This window comes from Caballeronia sp. J97 (assembly GCF_905220305.1).
Taxonomy (GTDB): domain Bacteria; phylum Pseudomonadota; class Gammaproteobacteria; order Burkholderiales; family Burkholderiaceae; genus Caballeronia.
This window is the reverse complement of the sequence record NZ_CAJMZL010000002.1, coordinates 351,441-370,083: the sequence shown is the minus strand read 5'-3', so window position 1 is coordinate 370,083 and position 18,643 is coordinate 351,441. Positions and strand designations below refer to the sequence as shown.

Annotated in this window: 20 protein-coding genes; 14 read left to right on the top strand and 6 right to left on the bottom strand. The window is 63.7% G+C overall.

Annotated features, from left to right (window positions below):
• The first annotated feature begins 172 nt into the window (after positions 1-172).
• On the top strand, positions 173-1,126 hold the full coding sequence (locus tag U4Y90_RS06125) for a chemotaxis protein (RefSeq protein WP_321793249.1): 954 nt from the start codon (positions 173-175) through the stop codon (positions 1,124-1,126).
• A gap of 111 nt (positions 1,127-1,237) precedes the next feature.
• On the opposite strand, the gene U4Y90_RS06120 is transcribed toward U4Y90_RS06125, so the two are convergent.
• From U4Y90_RS06120 to U4Y90_RS06110, 3 genes are all read right to left on the bottom strand, one after another.
• On the bottom strand, positions 1,238-1,516 hold the full coding sequence (locus U4Y90_RS06120) for a hypothetical protein (protein ID WP_321793247.1): 279 nt from the start codon (positions 1,514-1,516) through the stop codon (positions 1,238-1,240).
• Between the two features lie 307 nt (positions 1,517-1,823).
• Positions 1,824-2,255, bottom strand: coding sequence for a response regulator (locus U4Y90_RS06115; RefSeq protein ID WP_321793245.1), 432 nt, complete (start codon positions 2,253-2,255; stop codon positions 1,824-1,826).
• A gap of 64 nt (positions 2,256-2,319) precedes the next feature.
• Entirely contained in the window at positions 2,320-2,694 is a 375-nt protein-coding gene (locus U4Y90_RS06110) for a hypothetical protein (RefSeq protein ID WP_321793243.1), read from the bottom strand.
• 260 nt (positions 2,695-2,954) lie between these two features.
• On the opposite strand from U4Y90_RS06110, the gene U4Y90_RS06105 reads away from it, so the two are divergent.
• Together U4Y90_RS06105 and U4Y90_RS06100 are read left to right on the top strand one after the other, a co-directional pair.
• Positions 2,955-3,977: a transporter gene (locus tag U4Y90_RS06105; protein ID WP_321793241.1), complete on the top strand. Its 1,023-nt coding sequence runs from the start codon at positions 2,955-2,957 to the stop codon at positions 3,975-3,977.
• Between the two features lie 72 nt (positions 3,978-4,049).
• The gene (locus U4Y90_RS06100) at positions 4,050-4,229 is read left to right on the top strand and encodes a CsbD family protein (protein ID WP_321793239.1); all 180 of its coding nucleotides are present in this window, start codon (positions 4,050-4,052) and stop codon (positions 4,227-4,229) included.
• Here U4Y90_RS06100 and U4Y90_RS06095 read toward each other — a convergent pair whose 3' ends face one another.
• Positions 4,230-4,697, bottom strand: a complete 468-nt coding sequence (locus tag U4Y90_RS06095; RefSeq protein ID WP_321793237.1) for a nuclear transport factor 2 family protein — start codon at positions 4,695-4,697, stop codon at positions 4,230-4,232.
• A gap of 98 nt (positions 4,698-4,795) precedes the next feature.
• Here U4Y90_RS06095 and U4Y90_RS06090 point away from each other — a divergent pair, with 98 nt between their 5' ends.
• Positions 4,796-5,377, top strand: coding sequence for a helix-turn-helix domain-containing protein (locus U4Y90_RS06090; RefSeq protein WP_321793235.1), 582 nt, complete (start codon positions 4,796-4,798; stop codon positions 5,375-5,377).
• Positions 5,378-5,524: 147 nt separating this feature from the next.
• Here U4Y90_RS06090 and U4Y90_RS06085 read toward each other — a convergent pair whose 3' ends face one another.
• The gene (locus U4Y90_RS06085; protein ID WP_321793233.1) at positions 5,525-7,018 is read right to left on the bottom strand and encodes a PLP-dependent aminotransferase family protein; all 1,494 of its coding nucleotides are present in this window, start codon (positions 7,016-7,018) and stop codon (positions 5,525-5,527) included.
• Between the two features lie 182 nt (positions 7,019-7,200).
• On the opposite strand from U4Y90_RS06085, the gene U4Y90_RS06080 reads away from it, so the two are divergent.
• The 5 genes from U4Y90_RS06080 (at position 7,201) to U4Y90_RS06060 (ending at position 12,414) form a co-directional block, all read left to right on the top strand.
• Positions 7,201-8,298, top strand: a complete 1,098-nt coding sequence (locus tag U4Y90_RS06080; RefSeq protein WP_321793231.1) for an ABC transporter ATP-binding protein — start codon at positions 7,201-7,203, stop codon at positions 8,296-8,298.
• Positions 8,299-8,371: 73 nt separating this feature from the next.
• A complete protein-coding gene (locus tag U4Y90_RS06075; RefSeq protein ID WP_321793229.1) occupies positions 8,372-9,406 on the top strand; it encodes an ABC transporter substrate-binding protein in 1,035 nt (344 codons plus the stop codon).
• Between the two features lie 66 nt (positions 9,407-9,472).
• Entirely contained in the window at positions 9,473-10,744 is a 1,272-nt protein-coding gene (locus U4Y90_RS06070; protein WP_321793227.1) for an ABC transporter permease, read from the top strand.
• Between the two features lie 6 nt (positions 10,745-10,750).
• Positions 10,751-11,587, top strand: a complete 837-nt coding sequence (locus tag U4Y90_RS06065) for an ABC transporter permease (RefSeq protein WP_321793225.1) — start codon at positions 10,751-10,753, stop codon at positions 11,585-11,587.
• Between the two features lie 359 nt (positions 11,588-11,946).
• On the top strand, positions 11,947-12,414 hold the full coding sequence (locus U4Y90_RS06060; RefSeq protein ID WP_321793224.1) for a DUF3331 domain-containing protein: 468 nt from the start codon (positions 11,947-11,949) through the stop codon (positions 12,412-12,414).
• 70 nt (positions 12,415-12,484) lie between these two features.
• Here the strand turns inward: U4Y90_RS06060 and U4Y90_RS06055 are convergent, their stop codons facing one another.
• Positions 12,485-13,099 (bottom strand): NAD(P)-dependent oxidoreductase, encoded by a 615-nt coding sequence (locus U4Y90_RS06055; RefSeq protein ID WP_321793222.1) that lies wholly within the window; start codon positions 13,097-13,099, stop codon positions 12,485-12,487.
• 443 nt (positions 13,100-13,542) lie between these two features.
• On the opposite strand from U4Y90_RS06055, the gene U4Y90_RS06050 reads away from it, so the two are divergent.
• The 5 genes from U4Y90_RS06050 (at position 13,543) to bcsA (ending at position 18,616) form a co-directional block, all read left to right on the top strand.
• The gene (locus tag U4Y90_RS06050; protein WP_321793220.1) at positions 13,543-13,740 is read left to right on the top strand and encodes a hypothetical protein; all 198 of its coding nucleotides are present in this window, start codon (positions 13,543-13,545) and stop codon (positions 13,738-13,740) included.
• 509 nt (positions 13,741-14,249) lie between these two features.
• Positions 14,250-14,705: a cellulose biosynthesis protein BcsD gene (gene bcsD / locus U4Y90_RS06045; protein WP_321793218.1), complete on the top strand. Its 456-nt coding sequence runs from the start codon at positions 14,250-14,252 to the stop codon at positions 14,703-14,705.
• A gap of 121 nt (positions 14,706-14,826) precedes the next feature.
• Positions 14,827-15,618, top strand: a complete 792-nt coding sequence (gene bcsP, locus U4Y90_RS06040) for a cellulose biosynthesis protein BcsP (protein ID WP_321793216.1) — start codon at positions 14,827-14,829, stop codon at positions 15,616-15,618.
• The gene (bcsQ, locus tag U4Y90_RS06035; RefSeq protein WP_321793215.1) at positions 15,615-16,403 is read left to right on the top strand and encodes a cellulose biosynthesis protein BcsQ; all 789 of its coding nucleotides are present in this window, start codon (positions 15,615-15,617) and stop codon (positions 16,401-16,403) included. The genes bcsP and bcsQ overlap by 4 nt, the downstream gene beginning before the upstream one ends.
• Complete coding sequence (bcsA, locus tag U4Y90_RS06030; RefSeq protein WP_321793213.1) at positions 16,400-18,616, top strand: UDP-forming cellulose synthase catalytic subunit; 2,217 nt, start codon at positions 16,400-16,402, stop codon at positions 18,614-18,616. The genes bcsQ and bcsA overlap by 4 nt, the downstream gene beginning before the upstream one ends.
• Positions 18,617-18,643 lie beyond the last annotated feature (27 nt).

Sequence of the window (18,643 nt, the reverse complement as noted above, 5' to 3'; positions counted from 1 at the left end):
CGCAAGTGCGGCGCGGCTTGCGTTTTGCGCATTGTCGAACGCACGCACTTCATTCTGCATGGCTTCAGTTTCGTCGATTAATGCCGCTAATCAGGCAACCGGTGGAAAGTCATTGCCACAGGCACATACACGACGCAACGCGGCGCGATGCACCGCTTAGAGGGAGAACGAAGTGAGCAGTTCACAACAGGATATCGAGCAGCGCGTGCGGCTCGCGGGCAGCAACATGTTCGAATTGCTTCTGTTCAGGCTCGGCGAGGCGCCGGGCTCGGAACAGCGGGAGCTTTACGGCATCAACGTGTTCAAGGTGCGCGAGATTCTCGCGATGCCGACGATCACCGCCGTGGCCGGATCGAGCGACGAGATTCTCGGCGTCGCGGATATCCGCGGACAGATCATTCCCGTGATCGATCTCGCGCGCATCACGGGCTGCAGGCCGAAGAACGGGCCGAAAATTCTGCTCGTCACCGAGTTCGCGCGCACCACGCAAGGCTTCGCGGTCGAGGAAGTCGACGATATCGTGCGGCTCGAATGGAATCAGGTGCTGTCGGCGGAATCGCACTCGGGCGGCAAGACCGTGACGAGCTTCGCGCGGCTCGACGGCAATGTCGACGGATCGCGGCTCGCGCAGGTGCTCGATGTCGAGCGCATCGTGCGCGACGTGCTGCCTTCGCAGGAGACCGACATCACCGAAGCGAACACCGGACGCCTGCAACTCAAGCCGGGCGCGCGCGTGCTCGCGGCGGACGACTCGGGCGTCGCGCGTGCGCTCATCGAACAGAGCCTCACCGCGATGGGCGTGCCCTTCGTGATGACCAAGACCGGCCAGGAAGCGTGGGACGTGCTGGAAGCGGCGCTCAGAAAGGCGCAGAAGGAAGGCACCGAAGTCGCGGATCACATCGCGCTCGTGCTCACCGATCTGGAAATGCCGGAAATGGACGGCTTCACGCTCACGCGCCGCATCAAGGCGGAAACGGGGCTGATGCACATTCCGGTGGTGATCCACTCGTCGCTGTCGGGATCGGCGAACGAGCAGCATGTGCGCAAGGTGGGCGCGAATGCGTATGTGTCGAAGTTCGAGGCGTCCGAACTCGCGGCCGTGATGCGCGGCGCGCTCGCGGCCTGAAAAAAAAGATCGGCGCCCGGTGAACGCAGACCTTTTGAGTCCGCGTCAGCGAGCGCCGAAGCAGTCCTTCAGCCGTTACGCCCGGCGGATAGGCCGGGCCAGCCGATTCGATTAGTGACCGAAGAAGACCGATTGCGGGTTATTGCCCGATTGCGTCGCACGATTGCCCGATTGAGCCAGCGTGTCGCGCGAGCCGCCGAACGCCGTCGAGTTCGCGCCATTGGCGTTTTCTTCAGCGGCGATCGCTTGTGCGCTCGGGCCTTGTTGCGACGTCGGCGCGCCGACGGCCGGACGGTAAAACGGAGCCGGACCGTAGCCGCTTGCGAAAGCGGGCGCGGCGAGCGTGGCGGAAGCGGCGATCAGAAGGGTAGCGATGAGATTGCGTTTCATGGTGAGCTCCAAAAACGGTTGACGTTCAATCAGAAAGCGCCGCAGCGGTCTTGCGAGAAACTGTCTGCTACGTCGATGAAGCGCAGTGTATACCCCTACTATCGCTTTTTTATCTCCATTAATTTCAATACAGTTTTCGCTCAGCGCCAACAATCGTTGGCCGCACAATCGTTCGAATTCATCTCGGATACCCGCCCGCTAAGGGTTTGACGGCGCCGCAGCGCAACCCGACGGGAAGCTTCTATTAGCAGGGGCAGAACAATTATTTAGCGAACGAGCGTGCGATGCGGAGTGAGGCTTCGTGGTCTCAGTGAAGGAGCCGCCCGATCAGACGGACAAGCTCGGCGGGCGGATTGCCCTTCTGGCAATAGCCGTCGAATCCGGAATGCACGGCCTCGGGCCGCACGATCTCCTCGCCGAGCGCCGTGAACGCGATGATCACCGCGTCGCGCGTTCGGGCGATCCGGCGCAGCACGCGCGCGGTCGCGTAGCCGTCGTGCTCGGGCATCGTGATATCGAGAATGACGACGTGCGGCACCCAAGTGTCGACCGCATGCAGCGCATCGACGCCGGACAGCACGAAGCGGGTGTCGAAGCCGTCCGCATCGAGCGCCGCGGAAAGGGCTTCGGCGCTATAGGCGTTGTCGTCGACGACGAGGATTCGCCACGGATCGCGATTCACGTCGACGCTACGGTTCGTCCACAGCGCGCAATGAGGGGAATGCAAGTGTACGGACATGGGCATTGGACGAAGGCACATGTCGGCGCTACAGCACGTTTCGCGCCTGCCCGTGCCTCTAAGCTCAGGCGTCGCTGTCCTTCTTGCTCTTGCGACGCTTGCCCGACGCACTTTGGCTTTGGCTTTGGCTTTGGCTTTGGCTTTCGCTTTCGCGCAGCCGCGCGTTCGCCTCGACGAGCGATGCCGCATCGCGCTGGCGCAACGCGAGATCGAGCTCGCCGAGCGCGCCGAAGAGCGCGGACTGTTCCGCCTCGTCGAGCGCCGCCGCGCCCTGCGTCGACACGCGCCGCGCTTCCTTGTCGAGCCGCTTCAGGAGCTTCGCGCCGAAGCGGGTGTCGATCGCTCCTTCGCGCGCGAGCCCCGCAACCACCGACGCGAGACGAACGAGCCCGCCCGCCGTCGATTGCGTCGAACCGTCCATGTCGTCAAGGTCTTCCACTGCCTTCTCCCCAAGGTTGGCGCGCGGCGCCGCACGTGCGCCCGTGTTGCGTGGCGCGATGATACGCCGACAATATGACAGTCATATTTGCATGGATCGGCGTGCTTCGGTCCATCGTTTCGCGCGCGTTCGCGCGTGACGAATCGCGATTCGGGGCGCGACCGGTGGCACACTAGCGCGTGGCGGCACGCGTGCCGAAGCGTCGGACCCGCGTCATCAGCAGACAAGCCGACATCCTCCGAATGCAACCGAATGCCCGCATGAATCCCGCTACCCTGAACAGACCGCCCTACGGCTCCGATTTCTCCGGCCTCGTCTGCGGCTTTCGATTTCACGTCGATCATCCGGGCGAGCCGATCGACGCCGAAACCGCGAGCGAGTGGCTCGCCCGCGACGATACGGCCAAGGAATTCGTCTGGCTGCACTTCGATCTCGCGAACAGTTCCTGCGAGCGGTGGATGCGTGGGCGCCTCGGCCTGCCCGACGCATTCTTCGACACGCTCAACGAGGGTTCGCACTCGACCCGCATCGAACACCAGGAGGGCGCGCTGTTCGCCGTCATCAACGACGTGATGTTCAACTTCGAGCTCACGCCCTCTGAGATCGCGACGCTGTGGGTCTACACACATCAGAAGCTGATCGTCACGGCGCGTCTAAAGCCCTTGCGTTCGATCGACTCCCTGCGCGAGTCGGTCAGGCGCGGCGAACTCTTCCGCTCGCCCGCCGAACTGCTCGCGCATCTGCTGCGCGACCAGGCGGATCTGCTCGTGCATATCGTGCGCCGCACGAGCGTCGAGGTCGACGGCATCGAAGACCGTTTTCTTTCGATGCGCGGCGCCGCGACCCGCACCGATCTCGGCGGGCTGAGGCGCGTGCTCGTGAGACTGCAGCGCCTGCTCGCGCCGGAACCCGGCTCCGTGTTTCGTCTGCTCGCGCGGCCGCCGCGCTGGCTGCATTCGCAGGATATTCAGGATCTGCGCGACGCGACCGAAGAGTTTTCGCTCGTGCTCAACGATCTCGCCGGCCTCGTCGAGCGCATCAAGCTCCTGCAGGAAGAGGTCGCGACGCGCATGGACGAGCAAAGCAATCGCACGCTCTTCACGCTGACGCTCGTGACGGTGCTCGCGTTGCCGATCAATATCGTCGCGGGTTTCTTCGGTATGAACGTCGGGGGTATCCCGCTCGCAGAGAATCACCACGGGTTCTGGCTGCTGGTGGTGATCGTCGCGACATTCACCGCGCTCGCCGGATGGTGGGCATTCCGCCGCCGCCGCGACAGCTAGCGACACCGGGCAGGCACGTTCGATGCGGCATCTTTCGACGAGGCCCATGCCTCGCAACCGTCGAAGGACAACATGGACAAGAACCGCATCGAAGGTACGGCTCGCCAGATGAAAGGCATCGTCCGCGAAGCCGTCGGCAAGGCCACCGGCAGCCGCAGCACGCAAATGCGCGGCACCGTCGAAAGGATGGCGGGCAAGATGCAGGCGAAGATCGGCGCCGCAGCCGACGCCGTGCGACGCGTCAAGAAGTAATCAGAAGCCGAGGTCGCTCAGGCCCGGATGATCGTCGGGCCGGCGGCCGAGCGGCCAGTGGTACTTGCGGTCCGCTTCCTTGATCGGCAGATCGTTGATCGATGCGTGACGATGCGTCATCAGTCCCGCCTCGTTGAACTCCCAGTTCTCGTTGCCATAGCTGCGATACCAATTGTTGGCGTCGTCATGCCATTCGTATGCGAAACGCACCGCGATGCGATTTCCCGTGAATGCCCATAGCTCCTTGATCAGGCGATAGTCGAGTTCGCGCGCCCATTTGCGCCTCAGAAATGCAACTACTTCGTCGCGCCCGTTCGCGAACTCCGCGCGATTGCGCCAGCGCGTGTCCACGCTGTACGCGAGCGACACGCGCTCGGGCTCGCGCGTGTTCCAGGCATCTTCGGCAAGCCTCACTTTCAGCCTGGCGGATTCTTGATCGAACGGCGGGAACGGCGGCTTGGATTCCATGGCGAGCCCTCTTTTTCGTGAGCGATGGGGTGAGTAGACAGGTCTGTCTACTCACCGCACTCTAGCGCAGGTAGACTAACCTGTCTACAATCGATTGCATGAATACTTCAGCATCTCCGGCCGATATCGCCGACCTCGCACCGGACGCGCGCATTCTGTACACCGCGCACGATCTCTTCTATCGCGACGGCATTCGTGCGACGGGCATCGATCGCGTGATCGCCGAATCGGGCGTCGCGAAAAAGACCTTCTATCGCTACTTTCCGAGCAAGGACGATCTGATCGTCGCGTTCCTGGATTTTCGTCACGACAACTGGATGGCGTGGTTCCGCGACGCGCTCGCGCGGCACGGCGGCACGCTCAACGCGCTCGTGCCCGCGCTCGCCGAATGGTTCGGCAGCGAGAGCTATCGCGGGTGCGCGTTCATCAATTCGGTCGTCGAAGTCGGCGCGACGCTGCCGCAAGCGGTGGATATTTCGCGCCGTCACAAACGCGACATGACCGCGGCGATCCGTGCGCTCATGCCGGCTTCACGCACCGCGAAAGCGGATGCGCAGGCGCTCGCGCTGGCGGTCGACGGCGCGATCGTCGCCGCACAGTTCGCTCAGTCGCCAGCCGATGCATTGAAGGCGCTCGCGCGCGTGGTCCGGGCGGTCAGGCGCGGCGCGGCAGATCACTAGCGCGAAAAGAAAACACCGGCGCGAGGCCGGTGCGAAAGGTTGAGTCGGGGATTTGACACAACCCGAGAGAACTTCAAGAGTGCGATAGAAAATCGCTCAAGTGAAATCAAGGATTTCAATCGATACGATTGATCTCAAAGGCAGGCCTCATGCCTGAGCGACCTGCACGGGCGTCAGCGCGCGCTCGATGACACCGGCGAGCCGGGCGAAATTGGGCGCGATATCGGCGTTCGGCACGCACGCATAACCGAGCATCAATCCCCGCAGCGCCTTTTCGCGGTTCATGAAGTAGTTGATCAGCGGACGCGTCACCACGCCCGCGGCCAGCGCCTCCGCCGTGACCGCGCGGTCATCGACGAACTGCGGCAGTTCGAGCACGAAGTGCAGGCCGGCTTCGTCGCCGCGCACGGCGAGCGTATCGCCGAAGCGCGCGCGGATGGCGTCGATCAGCAATTCGCGACGCTCGCCGTAGAGCCCGCGCATGCGCCGCACGTGCGAGGTGAGATGGCCGTCGAGGATGAACTCCGTCAGCACCGCCTGCTGCATCAGTTGCCCTTCCCGATACAGCTCCGCCACGCCGATCCTAAACGTGTCGACGAGCTCCTCGGGCACGACCATGTAACCCATCCGCAAGCCGGGATAGAGCATCTTGCCGAGGCTGCCGACGTAGATCACCTGCCCCGCATCGTCGAGCCCTTGCAGCGATGACAGCGGGCGGCTGCCGTAGCGGAACTCGCTGTCGTAGTCGTCCTCGATGATCCACACCTTGTGCTGCCGCGCGAATTCCAGCAGCGCGCGGCGTCGCGCGAGGCTCATCACCATGCCGAGCGGATATTGATGCGACGGCGTCACGAGCGCGATGCGCGGCGGCTCGATCATGTCGCGCGCGGCCGGATTCAGCCCTTCCTCGTCGACGGGAATCGGCACGAGCGTCAACCCCGACGACTGCAGCACGCTGCGCGCACCCCAGTAGCACGGCTCTTCGACCCACGCGCGGTCGCCGAAATCGGTGAGCAGACGCACGGCGAGATCGATCGACTGATGGATGCCCGTCGTGATGATGATCTGGTCCGGCTGACACTTCACCGAGCGCGCGACCCGCAAATAATCCGACAGCGCGCGCCGCAGCGGCCGATAGCCGCCGCCGGGCGCGTAGGTCAGCAGATCGGGGCTCGCGCGCTTCCAGAGACGCGCCTGCAGGCGGCTCCACGTGCGCGCCGGGAACTCGGCGACGTCCGGCACGCCGGGCATGAACGCGCCCCACTGCTTGGGCGACACGCCCGCCTGCGCGATCAACCGCTCGCCGCGGCGCGAAATCGCGCACGGCGTCTTCGTGCTGTCGGCTTTCGCCTTGGTCGCGGCGCCATCGCGCGGCGCGGTGTCGGCGACATAGGTGCCGCTGCCGGTCGCCGAGCTCACGTAGCCTTCCGCCGTGAGCTGATCGTAGACATGCAGCACGGTATTGCGGGCGATGCCGAGATCGTTCGCGAGCGTGCGCGAGCTGGGCAGCTTGGTGCCCGGCGCGAGCTGGCTCGTCAGGATGGCCTGCTGCATCAGTTCGAGCACTTGCCGGTACATCGGCTCGGCGGCCGTGCGGTCCAGCCGTGCGCTCAGCCAGTCCGCCAGGATGATCGTATCCATGATGTCTCGCATCGCGTGGAACCACTCGTCCAGACACGCTCAAGTGGTTCTATTTTGAATATTGAAATGGCTCCACATTGTAGAACCGTGGCAGTCTATAGTTATCGCAGGAAGTGGAAAAAATTTCCGGGCGTCGCAAGGCGTTCGGCGGTGTAAGGGGTTATCCGAAGGAGACACGGAAGATGAAATCCGATCAGGTGATCGTCAGCTTTCGCGGCGTTCGAAAGACGTACGACGGTGAAACGCTCGTCGTCAAATCGCTCGATCTCGATATCTATCAGGGCGAATTTCTCACGCTGCTCGGGCCGTCCGGCTCCGGCAAGACGACCTGCCTCATGATGCTCGCGGGCTTCGAGTTCCCGACCGGCGGCGAAATCTGGCTCGACGGCAAGCTGCTCAACAAGGTGCCGCCGCACAAGCGCGACATCGGCATGGTGTTCCAGAACTACGCGCTCTTTCCGCACCTGTCGGTGCAGCAGAACGTCGAGTATCCGCTCACGGTGCGCAAGATGTCTGCCGAAGAACGCGCGCACCGCGTGAACAACGCGCTCAAGATGGTGCGCATGGAAAGCTTCGCGAAGCGTTATCCGGCGCAGCTTTCCGGCGGCCAGCAGCAGCGCATCGCGCTCGCCCGCGCACTCGTGTTCGAGCCCAAGCTCGTGCTGATGGACGAGCCGCTGGGCGCGCTCGACAAGCAATTGCGCGAGCACATGCAGATCGAGCTCAAGGCGCTGCACGAGAAGCTCGGCGTCACCTTCGTGTACGTCACGCACGATCAGGGCGAGGCGCTCACGATGTCCGACCGCGTCGCGGTGTTCGACAAGGGCATCGTGCAGCAGCTCGACAGCGTCGATCATCTGTATGAAGCGCCGTGCAACGAGTTCGTCGCGAACTTCATCGGCGACAGCAATCGGCTGCGCGGCACCATCGAACAGACGCAGGGCGATTTCTGCGACATCCGTCTCGCCGACGGCACGCGCCTGTCCGGGCTCAATGTCGCGAACGCGAAGCCGGGCGCGCAGGCGATCGCGTGCATCCGCCCCGAGCGCATGAAGCTCACGCAGGGCAATGGCCATGCGAACGGCAACATCAATGCGCTGTCCGGCGAAGCGAAAAGCCTCATCTATTTCGGCGATCACGTGCGCATGCGCTGCGGCGTGCGCGAACAGGACGAATGCTTCGTCAAGGTGCCGCTCGGCACGGCGGCGCTCGACGGCTTCAGTCCCGGCGCGCCCGTCGCGCTGGAATTCGCGCCCGAGCATCTGCGCGTGTTCGCCTGAATACCGCAAAGCGTTGCGCTTCCCACCCGTAGGTCCACTGACAAAACCAAGTCGAAGAAGAGAGGAAACCATCATGAAGAAGTTCGCACTGTGTTCCATGGCGGCGGCGCTCGCATGCGCGTCGGCGATGTCGGGTGCGGCGGAAATCACCGTCGTCAACTTCGGCGGCGCGAACGGCGACGCGCAGAAAGTCGCGTTCAACCAGCCGTTCGAGCAGTCGTCGAAAAACAAGGTCACGGCCGTCGAGTACAACGGCGAACAGGCCAAGGTCAAGGCGATGGTCGAAGCGAAGCACGTCAACTGGGACGTGGTCGAAGTCGAATCCGGCGATCTCGGCCGCGGTTGCGACGAGGGTCTCTATGAAAAGCTCGACTGGTCGAAGATCGGCAAGAAGTCCGACCTCGTGCCCGAGTCGCCGCAAACCTGCGGCGTCGGCTTCTTCGTATGGTCGACGGCGCTCGCCTACAACGGCGACAAGCTGAAGACCGCGCCGGCGGGCTGGGCTGACTTCTGGGACACGAAGAAATTCCCCGGCAAGCGCGGCATGCGCAAGGGCGCGCGCTACAACCTCGAATTCGCGCTGATGGCCGACGGCGTCGCGCCGAAGGACGTCTACAAGGTGCTCGGCACGAAGGCGGGCGCGGACCGCGCGTTCAAGAAGCTCGACGAGCTGAAACCGTCTATTCAGTGGTGGGAGGCAGGCGCGCAGCCGCCGCAGTTCCTCGTCGCGGGCGATGTCGTGATGTCCACCGCGTATAACGGCCGCATCGACGCAGCGCGCAAGGAAGGCAAGAACCTGAAGGTCGTGTGGAACGGCAGCATCTACGACCTCGATTACTGGGCGATTCCGAAGGGCTCGCCGAACAAGGACGTGGCGCAGCAGTTCATCGCGTATTCGGTGTCGCAGAAGCCGCAGGAAGTCTATGCGAAGAACATCGCGTACGGCCCGGTGAACAAGGCCGCGATCTCCGCGCTCGACGCGAAGACCAAGGCCGACATGCCGAATTCGCCGGAAAACGCGAAGAACGCGGTGCTGCAGGACATGGCGTTCTGGACCGATCACGGCGACGAGCTCGAGCAGCGCTTCACCGCGTGGGCGTCGAAGTAAGCCTGATCAGGCGTCGGACGGTCGCGCTTCGTCGCGAGGCGCGACCGCAATGAAGGAGACTCAAGCGTGAACACCATGACGATCCCCGCGGACGAATCGCGCGAATCGAGCGCGCGTCTGAAGCGCGAACTGAAGATCGCCGATGCGAAAAAGCGCGCCATGGCGCTCGCGCTGATCGCGCCGCTCGCCATTTTCCTGTTCCTGATTTTCGTCGTGCCGATCGGCGCGCTGCTCACGCGCGCGATCGAAAATCCCGAAGTGGCGAATGCGCTGCCGCATACCGGCGCCGCCCTGGCGAAATGGGACCGCAAGACGCCGCCATCGGATGAAGCCTACGCCGCGCTCGCGCAGGACCTGACCGCGATCTCGGACGGCGAATCGATGGGCGCCCTCGCCCGCCGGCTGAACACCGAGATTCCGGGCTACCGCTCGCTCGTCGCGAAAACCGCGCGTGCGATGCCGCTCACCGGCGACGACGGCAAACCGCTCCCCGCCGCGCAGATCAAGTCGAAGATCATCGACCTCGACGAGCGCTGGAGCGATCCCGCCTACTGGCAGGCCATCGCGAAGAACGCGGGCCGCTATTCGCCGTTCTATCTCCTCGCGTCGCTGGATCACAAGCAGGACGGCTTCGGCAGTATCGTTCATGCGGACCCGGATCAATCCATCTATCTCAATGTCTTCGGCCGCACCTTCGTGATCGGCGTCGGCGTGACGCTGTTCGCGCTTTTGCTCGGCTATCCGCTCGCCTACTGGATTTCGACGCTGCCCGAGCGCCGCGCGAACCTCGTGATGGTGCTCGTGCTGATTCCGTTCTGGACGTCCGTGCTGGTGCGCGTCGCCGCGTGGATCGTGCTGCTGCAAAGCGAGGGGCTCGTGAACACTGCGCTGATCGGCGCGGGGCTGATCGGCTCGCCGCTCGCGCTGCTGTTCAACCGCGTGGGCGTGTACATCTCGATGACGCACATCCTGCTGCCCTTCATGATCCTGCCGCTGTACAGCGTGATGAAGTCCGTGCCGCCGACCTATCAGCGCGCGGCCGTCTCGCTCGGCAGTCATCCGTTCGCCGCGTTCTGGCGCGTGTACGTGCCGCAGACCTATCCGGGCATCGGCGCGGGCGTGCTGCTCGTGTTCATTCTCGCGATCGGCTACTACATCACGCCGGCGCTGCTCGGCGGCCCGAACGACCAGATGGTCAGCTATTACATCGCCTACTTCACCAACGTGACGATCAACTGGGGCATGGCGTGCGCGCTCGGCGCGCTGCTGCTCGCCGCGACACTGCTGCTCTACGTGGTCTACGGGCGCTTCACGCGCTCGAACGTGAGCCTGGGGTAAAGACTGATGAAACTCGCCAAACCGATGTTCGCGCCGCACACGTCCGCCGTCGAGCGCATCTGGTATTTCGCGCTGCGCATTCTCTGCGTGCTGACGCTGCTGTATCTGATCCTGCCCGTGCTCGCGATCGTGCCGCTGTCGTTCTCGTCGAGCACCTTCCTCGTTTATCCCATCCCAGGCTGGTCGATGCGCTGGTATCACAACCTCGTCATGTCCGACGAGTGGCGCATGGCTGCAAAGAACAGCTTCATCGTTGCGCCGTCGGCCACGCTCGTCGCGACGATCCTCGGCACGCTCGCGGCGGTCGGGCTGACGAAAGCGAACTTCGTCGGCAAGAGCCTGCTGATGGCCGTGCTCATTTCACCGATGATCGTGCCGGTGATCGTCGTCGGCGTGGGCATGTATCTGTTCTTCGCGCCCCTCGGCATCGCCAACACGTATTTCGGGCTGATCCTGGCGCACGCGGCGCTCGGCGTGCCCTTCGTCGTGACGACCGTCGGCGCGACGCTGCAAAACTTCAACTACAACCTCGTGCGCGCGAGTCAGTCGCTCGGCGCGAGCCCGCTCAAGACGTTCTTCCGCGTGACGCTGCCGGTCATCGCGCCGGGCGTGATCTCGGGCGCGCTGTTCGCGTTCGCGACATCGTTCGATGAAGTCGTGGTCACGCTCTTTCTCGCCGGCGCCGATCAGACGACGTTGCCGCGGCAGATGTTTACCGGCATCCGCGAAAATATCAGCCCGACTATTGCCGCGCTCGCCACAATCCTTATCGTGTTCTCGACGAGCCTGTTGCTCGCGCTCGAATGGTTGCGAGGCCGCGCGGCGGCGCGCGCGGTCGCCTGATTCCACCGGTCCGCGCACGAGGCTGCGGACTGGCTGGAACGCCCTGCCGGCGGTCGTTCAGCTTGGACCGCATCGCCGAACGCGTACCCGCGCGACGTGGTCTTGAATGACAAAACGCGCGTGTCTCTAACAAAACCTTGGTGAATCCGGGTGATTGTGGCCGACGATGCGGTTTGGGCCGGTCCGCGAAGCGCCTTACAAATCGCTTGAATGCTTGGCCAGCAAGGCACGAGGAGGGTTCTCGAGCAACCCGGCGCGATTATTCGTAAGAGCGGGATAGTGTATTCACTGATGCAGTATTTATCGGAATATGCTTAATGACGTACGTTCTAGGTCGAGTCAAAGCCTGGAACAATGCCATGACAGCTTTTTCAAAAAGAGCGGACCCGTGGTCACAGACGGTTCACCTGCTCGAGGCGATGCCCACGGACATCGCCCGCACCGCCCCTTCGCAGCGATCCGCGCGCGCCGAAAACGCGTTTCTCGAGCGACTGACCCGCGACTGGAATCGCACGCACCCACACCATTCGGATGATCGGCTGCCGTTTCCGCAAGCCATCGTGCGCGTGATCGAGCGTCCGAGCAGCGCAACGGCGCTCGTGTACTGGTCCGATCCCGGTACGTGTCACTACGGTTATCAGGGCTGGCGCGCGACGACGGCGACGGCCGAAGGCGTCTGCTCGCTCTCGGGGATGCCGATTCATCGCGGCGATCAGGTGTATCGGCCGTCGCAGCGCGATCCGAAGCCGCAGAACGCCTCCGCGATGATTCTCGCCGACGCGATGCCGAAAAACGCCGAGGAAATGGAAGTCGACCTGCACGGCTGAAGGCGCGGCGAAAGAAAACGGCGGCAGAACCGGCATCGACGGACGATGCCGGCTCTGCCGCCGCGCGCATTCAATAGCCGACCGTGATGCGCTGTTTGAGGTGGGCGCCGCGTTCGAATTCGTCGAGAAAAGCGATCGCGTAATCGTCGAACGAAATCCAGCTGCGGCCGCTGCCGTCGACGAGCAGTTCGTCCACGCCCAGCCGGAATTTTTGCGTGCGCGGGCCGGGCACGAATTCAGCCGACGGCGAGACGAAAGTCCAGTCCAGCTCGCGTTCCCGGCGCAGCGCATCGAGAAACACCGCGCCCGCCGTGGCTTCCGGCTTGTAGGCGGCGGGAAAATCGGGCAAATCCAGCACGCGCTGACCCGGCGCCGCGTAGAGGCTGCCCGCGCCGCCCACGACCAGCAAACGCCGGATGCCGGCGCGCTTCACCGGTTCGACGATCGCGCTCTCGGAAACCGTGGCGAAGCGCGTCGCGCTGAAGACGGCGTCATGTCCGGCAAGCGCGGACGCGAGCGCGTCGGCGTCGAGTACATCGACGTCTTGCGCGCCGAGACCGTCGCGCTTCTCCAGCGCGGACGTATCGCGTGCGATCGCCAAGACCGTGTGTCCGCGCCGCAACGCCTCTTCCTGCAGACGGCTGCCCACATTGCCCGTCGCCCCGATGATCGCGATTCTGCTCATTGCCACCTTCTCCTTTCCATTTACTGCGTTCGCACCGGCGTCGTCCAACCGGCCGGTTCATGATAAAGGGAAATAAACCACCGCATGACCGGACGTTTTCGATAGAGTTTGTTTCCGGATAAGACGGAATCGGAGAATCGATTGGCGCACGGTCATTATTAAAAGCATAACTAGCAACGCTATGATCATGCAATTTTCGGGCCGATTCCATTGCGCTGGAGCAATATCGACACACCATTGTCATAATGAAACTGAGCTTCCGCAAACGTTCGCCAACGTTAAACTAGAGGCCCCGCACTCTTTCGAGACGCGCGACAGTGGCGATTACCGGCGCGCCGCGCGCAGCAGTTTCGGAGCGAGTTTCCAAAACGAAGTCGCCAAAATGTCATGACATTGGTTTATATTGCAGTTCCTCGCCGCTCCATTACCGGAAGGAGTTAATCGTGAAGAATCCGCAATTGCAGGGTGCCATCGAAGGACGCGACAATCCGGCAGGCGAATCCGCCTACGAACCGATTCCGGTTCGCGCAGTCCCCAAGGAGTCAGCCGACGAACCCGGCTACTCCGATTCGCTGGACATCCCGCTCAATTACGGCATTGTGATGGACGCAGTCAGGGACGCGGTGCGCGCGAACCCCTGAACGTTCAAGACGTCATGCAAAGCGCCTCATTCGGGGCGCTTTTTTTTTCGTCCGTGCTTCGCGGTGCGACTGTCTCCGACCCGGTTTCATAAGACGAATCGACGTGTTGGCGCGTGTCATGTCCTTGCTGTTCCGACAAAAGTCAATCCGGACGAATCAGAGCGGAAACCGAGATTCATTGCATTAACGAGATGGTACACTGCCGCCTCCGCTGCGGCGGGGGCGCCGTGCATCGAGAAACTCGCCCGCCTGTCGAAATTTCGTCCATCCCCGTGACTGCCGAACGCCTGAATTGAGTCGTTTGCCACGTCCTGTTCGCCCGATTCGACAAAGCAATCCTTGCTAGTCTTTCTACTGGCGAAAAAAACCGCATTGAAGTAAGTTCAGACGTGTAACAGCGCCTGGACAAGCGTCCGGATCAATGCTCGCGGGCTCAAGAGATTCCCGTTGAGGACGTAAACAAGACCGATCAATCACGCGCTGCGGCGCGCGCCCCTGCCGAACAAAACATGGCCGCTATTTTCGATTACCTGTTGGACAGTCAGATTTCCAGGCAATGGCGCGGTCTTCTGGCCGCCCTGGCGGACGAATTCGAAGCGCAGATCGGGCGCAACGAACTCCGTCAGCTGATGCATCGCGTGGGCAGCCGCTTCGCCGAAGCCCGGCCGCTGCCGTCCTGCGATTCGACGTCGGCGCTCGCCGACGCGCTCAACGCGTTGTGGCACGACACCGACTGGGGCTTCGTCGAGCTTTCCGACGAACGCGACTATCTGAGCATCGTGCATTACTGCGCACCGCTGAGCGCCTTCGGTGAGCGCGCGCTCGCGTGGACGCCCGCGTTTCTCGAAGGCGCGTATCAACAGTGGCTCGCCGCGCTCGGCGCGCAGGGACTCGCGATCCGACAGGCGAGCGAGTTCGGCGACGACGCGGCCATCGAATTCAGGCTCGCGCGCGTCGCGGCCTGAAGCATCTCCGGCATTTTCCGACCGCCGCCTCGATGCGGCGGCATCGAGCGCCCCGACGGGCGGCTCAAGACAAGCGGCACTGGCCAGGCATCAAGAATAGGCACGACGAGGAAGCGGCATCATGAATACTTCGCGCGACATCGAGAAGCTGTTCGATCATTTCGGCGGCAATGCAGGCGACTATCAGGAAATCGGCCGGGAGAACGAGGCCAAGACGGCCCGCACCCGCTGGCCGCTGCTCGCCACGCTCGACTTCGCGCAGCCGGCGATTCCCGAAATCGCACCGCGCCGCGACGTGCAACCGAACGCCGCGCGGCCCAATACGGATGAGCCGTCCATCGAGACGCCCGAAAAGCCGACGCCGATTCATCGTGGCAGGCAACCGCTCTTCACGCGGCCGCATCGCCGTGCGATTCCGCCCGTCAATCCGCCTGCGGCCGAGTCGCTGAGCGCATTGCGCTTTTCGGTGCTCGGCGAAGCCGCGTCGAATGAAACCGGAACGATTCCGGATTCGGCGATATCGGCCAAGGCAAGCGTGCCGCCGGTTCACACGCCGGCCCCGCCCGTCGCCCCCAAGGCCGTGGCGAACGACGCGGGTACGGACAAGGCGGAAGCGTCGCGCCCGGCGGCCACGTTCGGATCGAGCTTGCTGGCGCGCCGCGCGCCCGCCCAGGTTGCGCCGGTGACGCCCGCCGCGCAGGCGCCGCGCGCTCCGGAGCCGACGCCCGCCGCGCCGCAATCGATCCTCGGCCAGCTCTTCCAGCGGCAAACGCAGGACGTCCCGAGCGCGCCCGCGGGCTCGCTCGACGCCGTGTTCGAGCGTCTTCGTCACGCCCGTCCGCAAGCCAGTGACTCCACGAACACTCAAACAAGCGCCGGCCAGGCTCGCGCGAACCGCCTCCCACGCTCATGAAAGTCATCACCGTAGTGTCCGCGAAAGGCGGTGTCGGCAAGACGACGCTCGCCGCCAATCTCGCTTCGGTGCTCGCCGCGCGCAGCCGCCGCGTGATCGTGCTCGATCTCGATCCGCAGAACGCGCTGCGCCTGCATTTCGGCATTCCGCTCGACAGCATCGACGGCATTTCGCGCGCGACGCTCGCGGGCGATCCGTGGCAAACCGTGATGTTCGACGGTGTCGACGGCGTGACCGTGCTGCCCTACGGCGCGGTGATCGAAGACGACCGCCGCCGCTTCGAAGCGCTCGTCGACAGCGATCCCGCATGGCTCGCTCATTCGCTCCAGTCGCTCGCGCTCGACGCCAACGACATCGTGATCGTCGACACGCCGCCGGGATCATCCGTCTACACGCGCACCGCGCTGACAGCGGCGAACTTCGCGCTGAACGTCGTGCTGGCCGATGCCGCGTCCTACGCCGCGATCCCCGGCATGGAGCGCATGGTCGACGCCTACGCCGCGCCGCGCGCGGATTTCGCGGGCCAGGGCTATGTCGTGAATCAGGTCGATCAGTCGCGTCAGTTGAGCAAGGACGTGCTGAAGGTGCTGCGCAACATGCTCGGCACGAAGCTCTTCCCGGGCGTGATCCATCAGGATGAGGGCGTCTCCGAATCGCTCGCGTGCGACACGACGCTCATCCATTACGATCCGCTGTCGCAGGCCGCCGCCGATCTGCGCGCATGCGGCGAGTGGCTCCTCGCCGCCGTCGATGCGATGGCCGCTTCGTCGAGGAAACTCGCATGAGTTCCGCCAAGATCCCCTCGCCCGAAACCGAGGTGAGCGTCGCGACCTCGCGCCTCGAACGTTTCGTCGATGCGGGCATCTGGGGCAGCCGGGTCGTCGTGATCCTGCTCACGCTCTTCGCCGCGTTCGCGCTCTACTTTGTGGTCACGGTGCCGCTCGCGTTCGGCCAGCAGCTCGCCTTCGCGACCATCTGCTTCATTTTCGCGCTCGGCTTTCGCCGCCTGCAGGGCCAGTACGCGACGCTCGTGATGATCATGCTGTCGATCGTCGCGTCGGGCCGCTACATGTTCTGGCGCCTCACCGAGACGACCTACTGGGAGCGTCCTCTCGATGCCGCCTGGGGCCTGTTGCTCGTCGCCGCCGAAGTCTACGCGACGCTCGTGCTCATGCTCGGCTACTTCCAGACCGCGTGGCCGCTCAAGCGCAAGCCGCTGCCGCTGCCGGCCGACCGCAGCCAGTGGCCGACCGTCGACGTCTTCATCCCCACCTACAACGAGCCGCTCTCGGTCGTGAAGCCGACGATCTACGCGGCACTTGCGCTCGACTATCCTTCGACGAAGCTCGCGATCCACGTGCTCGACGACGGCCGCCGTCCCGAGTTCAAGGCGTTCTGCGAGGAAGTGGGCGTCAACTGGACGATCCGCACGCACAACCGCCACGCGAAGGCGGGCAACATCAACGAGGCGCTGAAGATCACGAAGGGCGAATTCCTCGCGATCTTCGACTGCGACCACATCCCGACGCGCTCCTTCCTGCAGATCTGCCTCGGCTGGTTCCTGCGCGACAAGCTGCTGTCGATGCTGCAGACCCCGCACCACTTCTTCTCGCCCGATCCGTTCGAGCGCAATCTCGGCACGTTCCGCAAGGTGCCCAACGAAGGCGAACTGTTCTACGGCCTCGTGCAGGACGGCAACGATCTCTGGAACGCGACCTTCTTTTGCGGTTCGTGCGCGGTGCTGCGCCGCTCTATGGTCGAAGAGATCGGCGGCATCGCGGTCGAGACCGTCACGGAAGACGCGCATACGGCGCTCAAGCTGCATCGGCTCGGCTATACGACCGCGTATCTCGCGATTCCGCAGGCGGCGGGCCTCGCGACCGAAAGCCTCTCGGGGCACATCGGGCAACGCATCCGCTGGGCGCGCGGCATGACGCAGATCTTCCGCATCGACAATCCACTCACCGGCCGCGGCCTCAAGATCGGCCAGCGGCTGTGCTATCTCAACGGCATGCTGCACTTCTTCTACGGCGTGCCGCGTCTCGTGTTCCTCACCGCGCCGCTGTCGTACCTGTTCTTCGGCGCGCACGTGATCGAAGCGGCGGCGAGCACCATCGCGATCTTCGCGCTGCCGCACATGATGCACGCGAGCATCACGAACTCGCGCATGCAGCGCAGCTTCCGCCACTCGTTCTGGGCCGAAGTGTATGAATCGGTGCTCGCGTCGTACATCACCGCGCCGACGCTGCTCGCCGTCATCAACCCCAAGCTCGGCAAGTTCAACGTGACGGCCAAGGGCGGACAGATCGCGAAGGACTATTTCGACTGGTACATCTCGCGGCCGTATCTGTTCCTGCTGCTCCTGAACCTGCTCGGGTTCGTCGCGGGCATCGTGCATATCGTCATTTACTGGCATATCCGCAGCGAAGTGAACACGACCCTCCTCAACCTCTGCTGGACGGTCTACAACATGCTGATTCTGGGCGCGTCGGTGGCGGCGGCGAGCGAGCGCAAGCAGGTGCGCGCGACGCATCGCGTGACGATGAAGATGCCCGTGATGCTCAAGTTCTCGACCGGCCGCACGCTCGCATGCGAGACCATCGACTATTCGGAAGGCGGCGTCGGCGTCGCGCTGCCGAGCAAGATCGAAGTGCCGATGCACGAGCGCGTGACGGTCTCGCTCTTTCGCGGCGACGAGGAATACGCGTTTCCGGCGACCGTCGGTTATACCGAGCCGGGCCGTGTCGGCCTGCGCTTCTCGCAGCTGACGCGCGAGCAGGAGTACGACTTCGTCAAGACGACGTTCGCGCGTGCGGACGCCTGGACCGGATGGTCGGAAGGACGCCGTCCGGATACGCCGCTGCGCGGCCTGTCGCACGTGCTGCTCGTGGGCACGCGCGGCATCGCGGGATTATTCGAGCACTTGTACAGCGACCTTCGTACCTGGATGAACAAGCGCCCAGTCGATGTGAAGAAGCTGAAAACCAAAGACCAATAATGGGCATGGGTATGTCGAAGTTGCGCG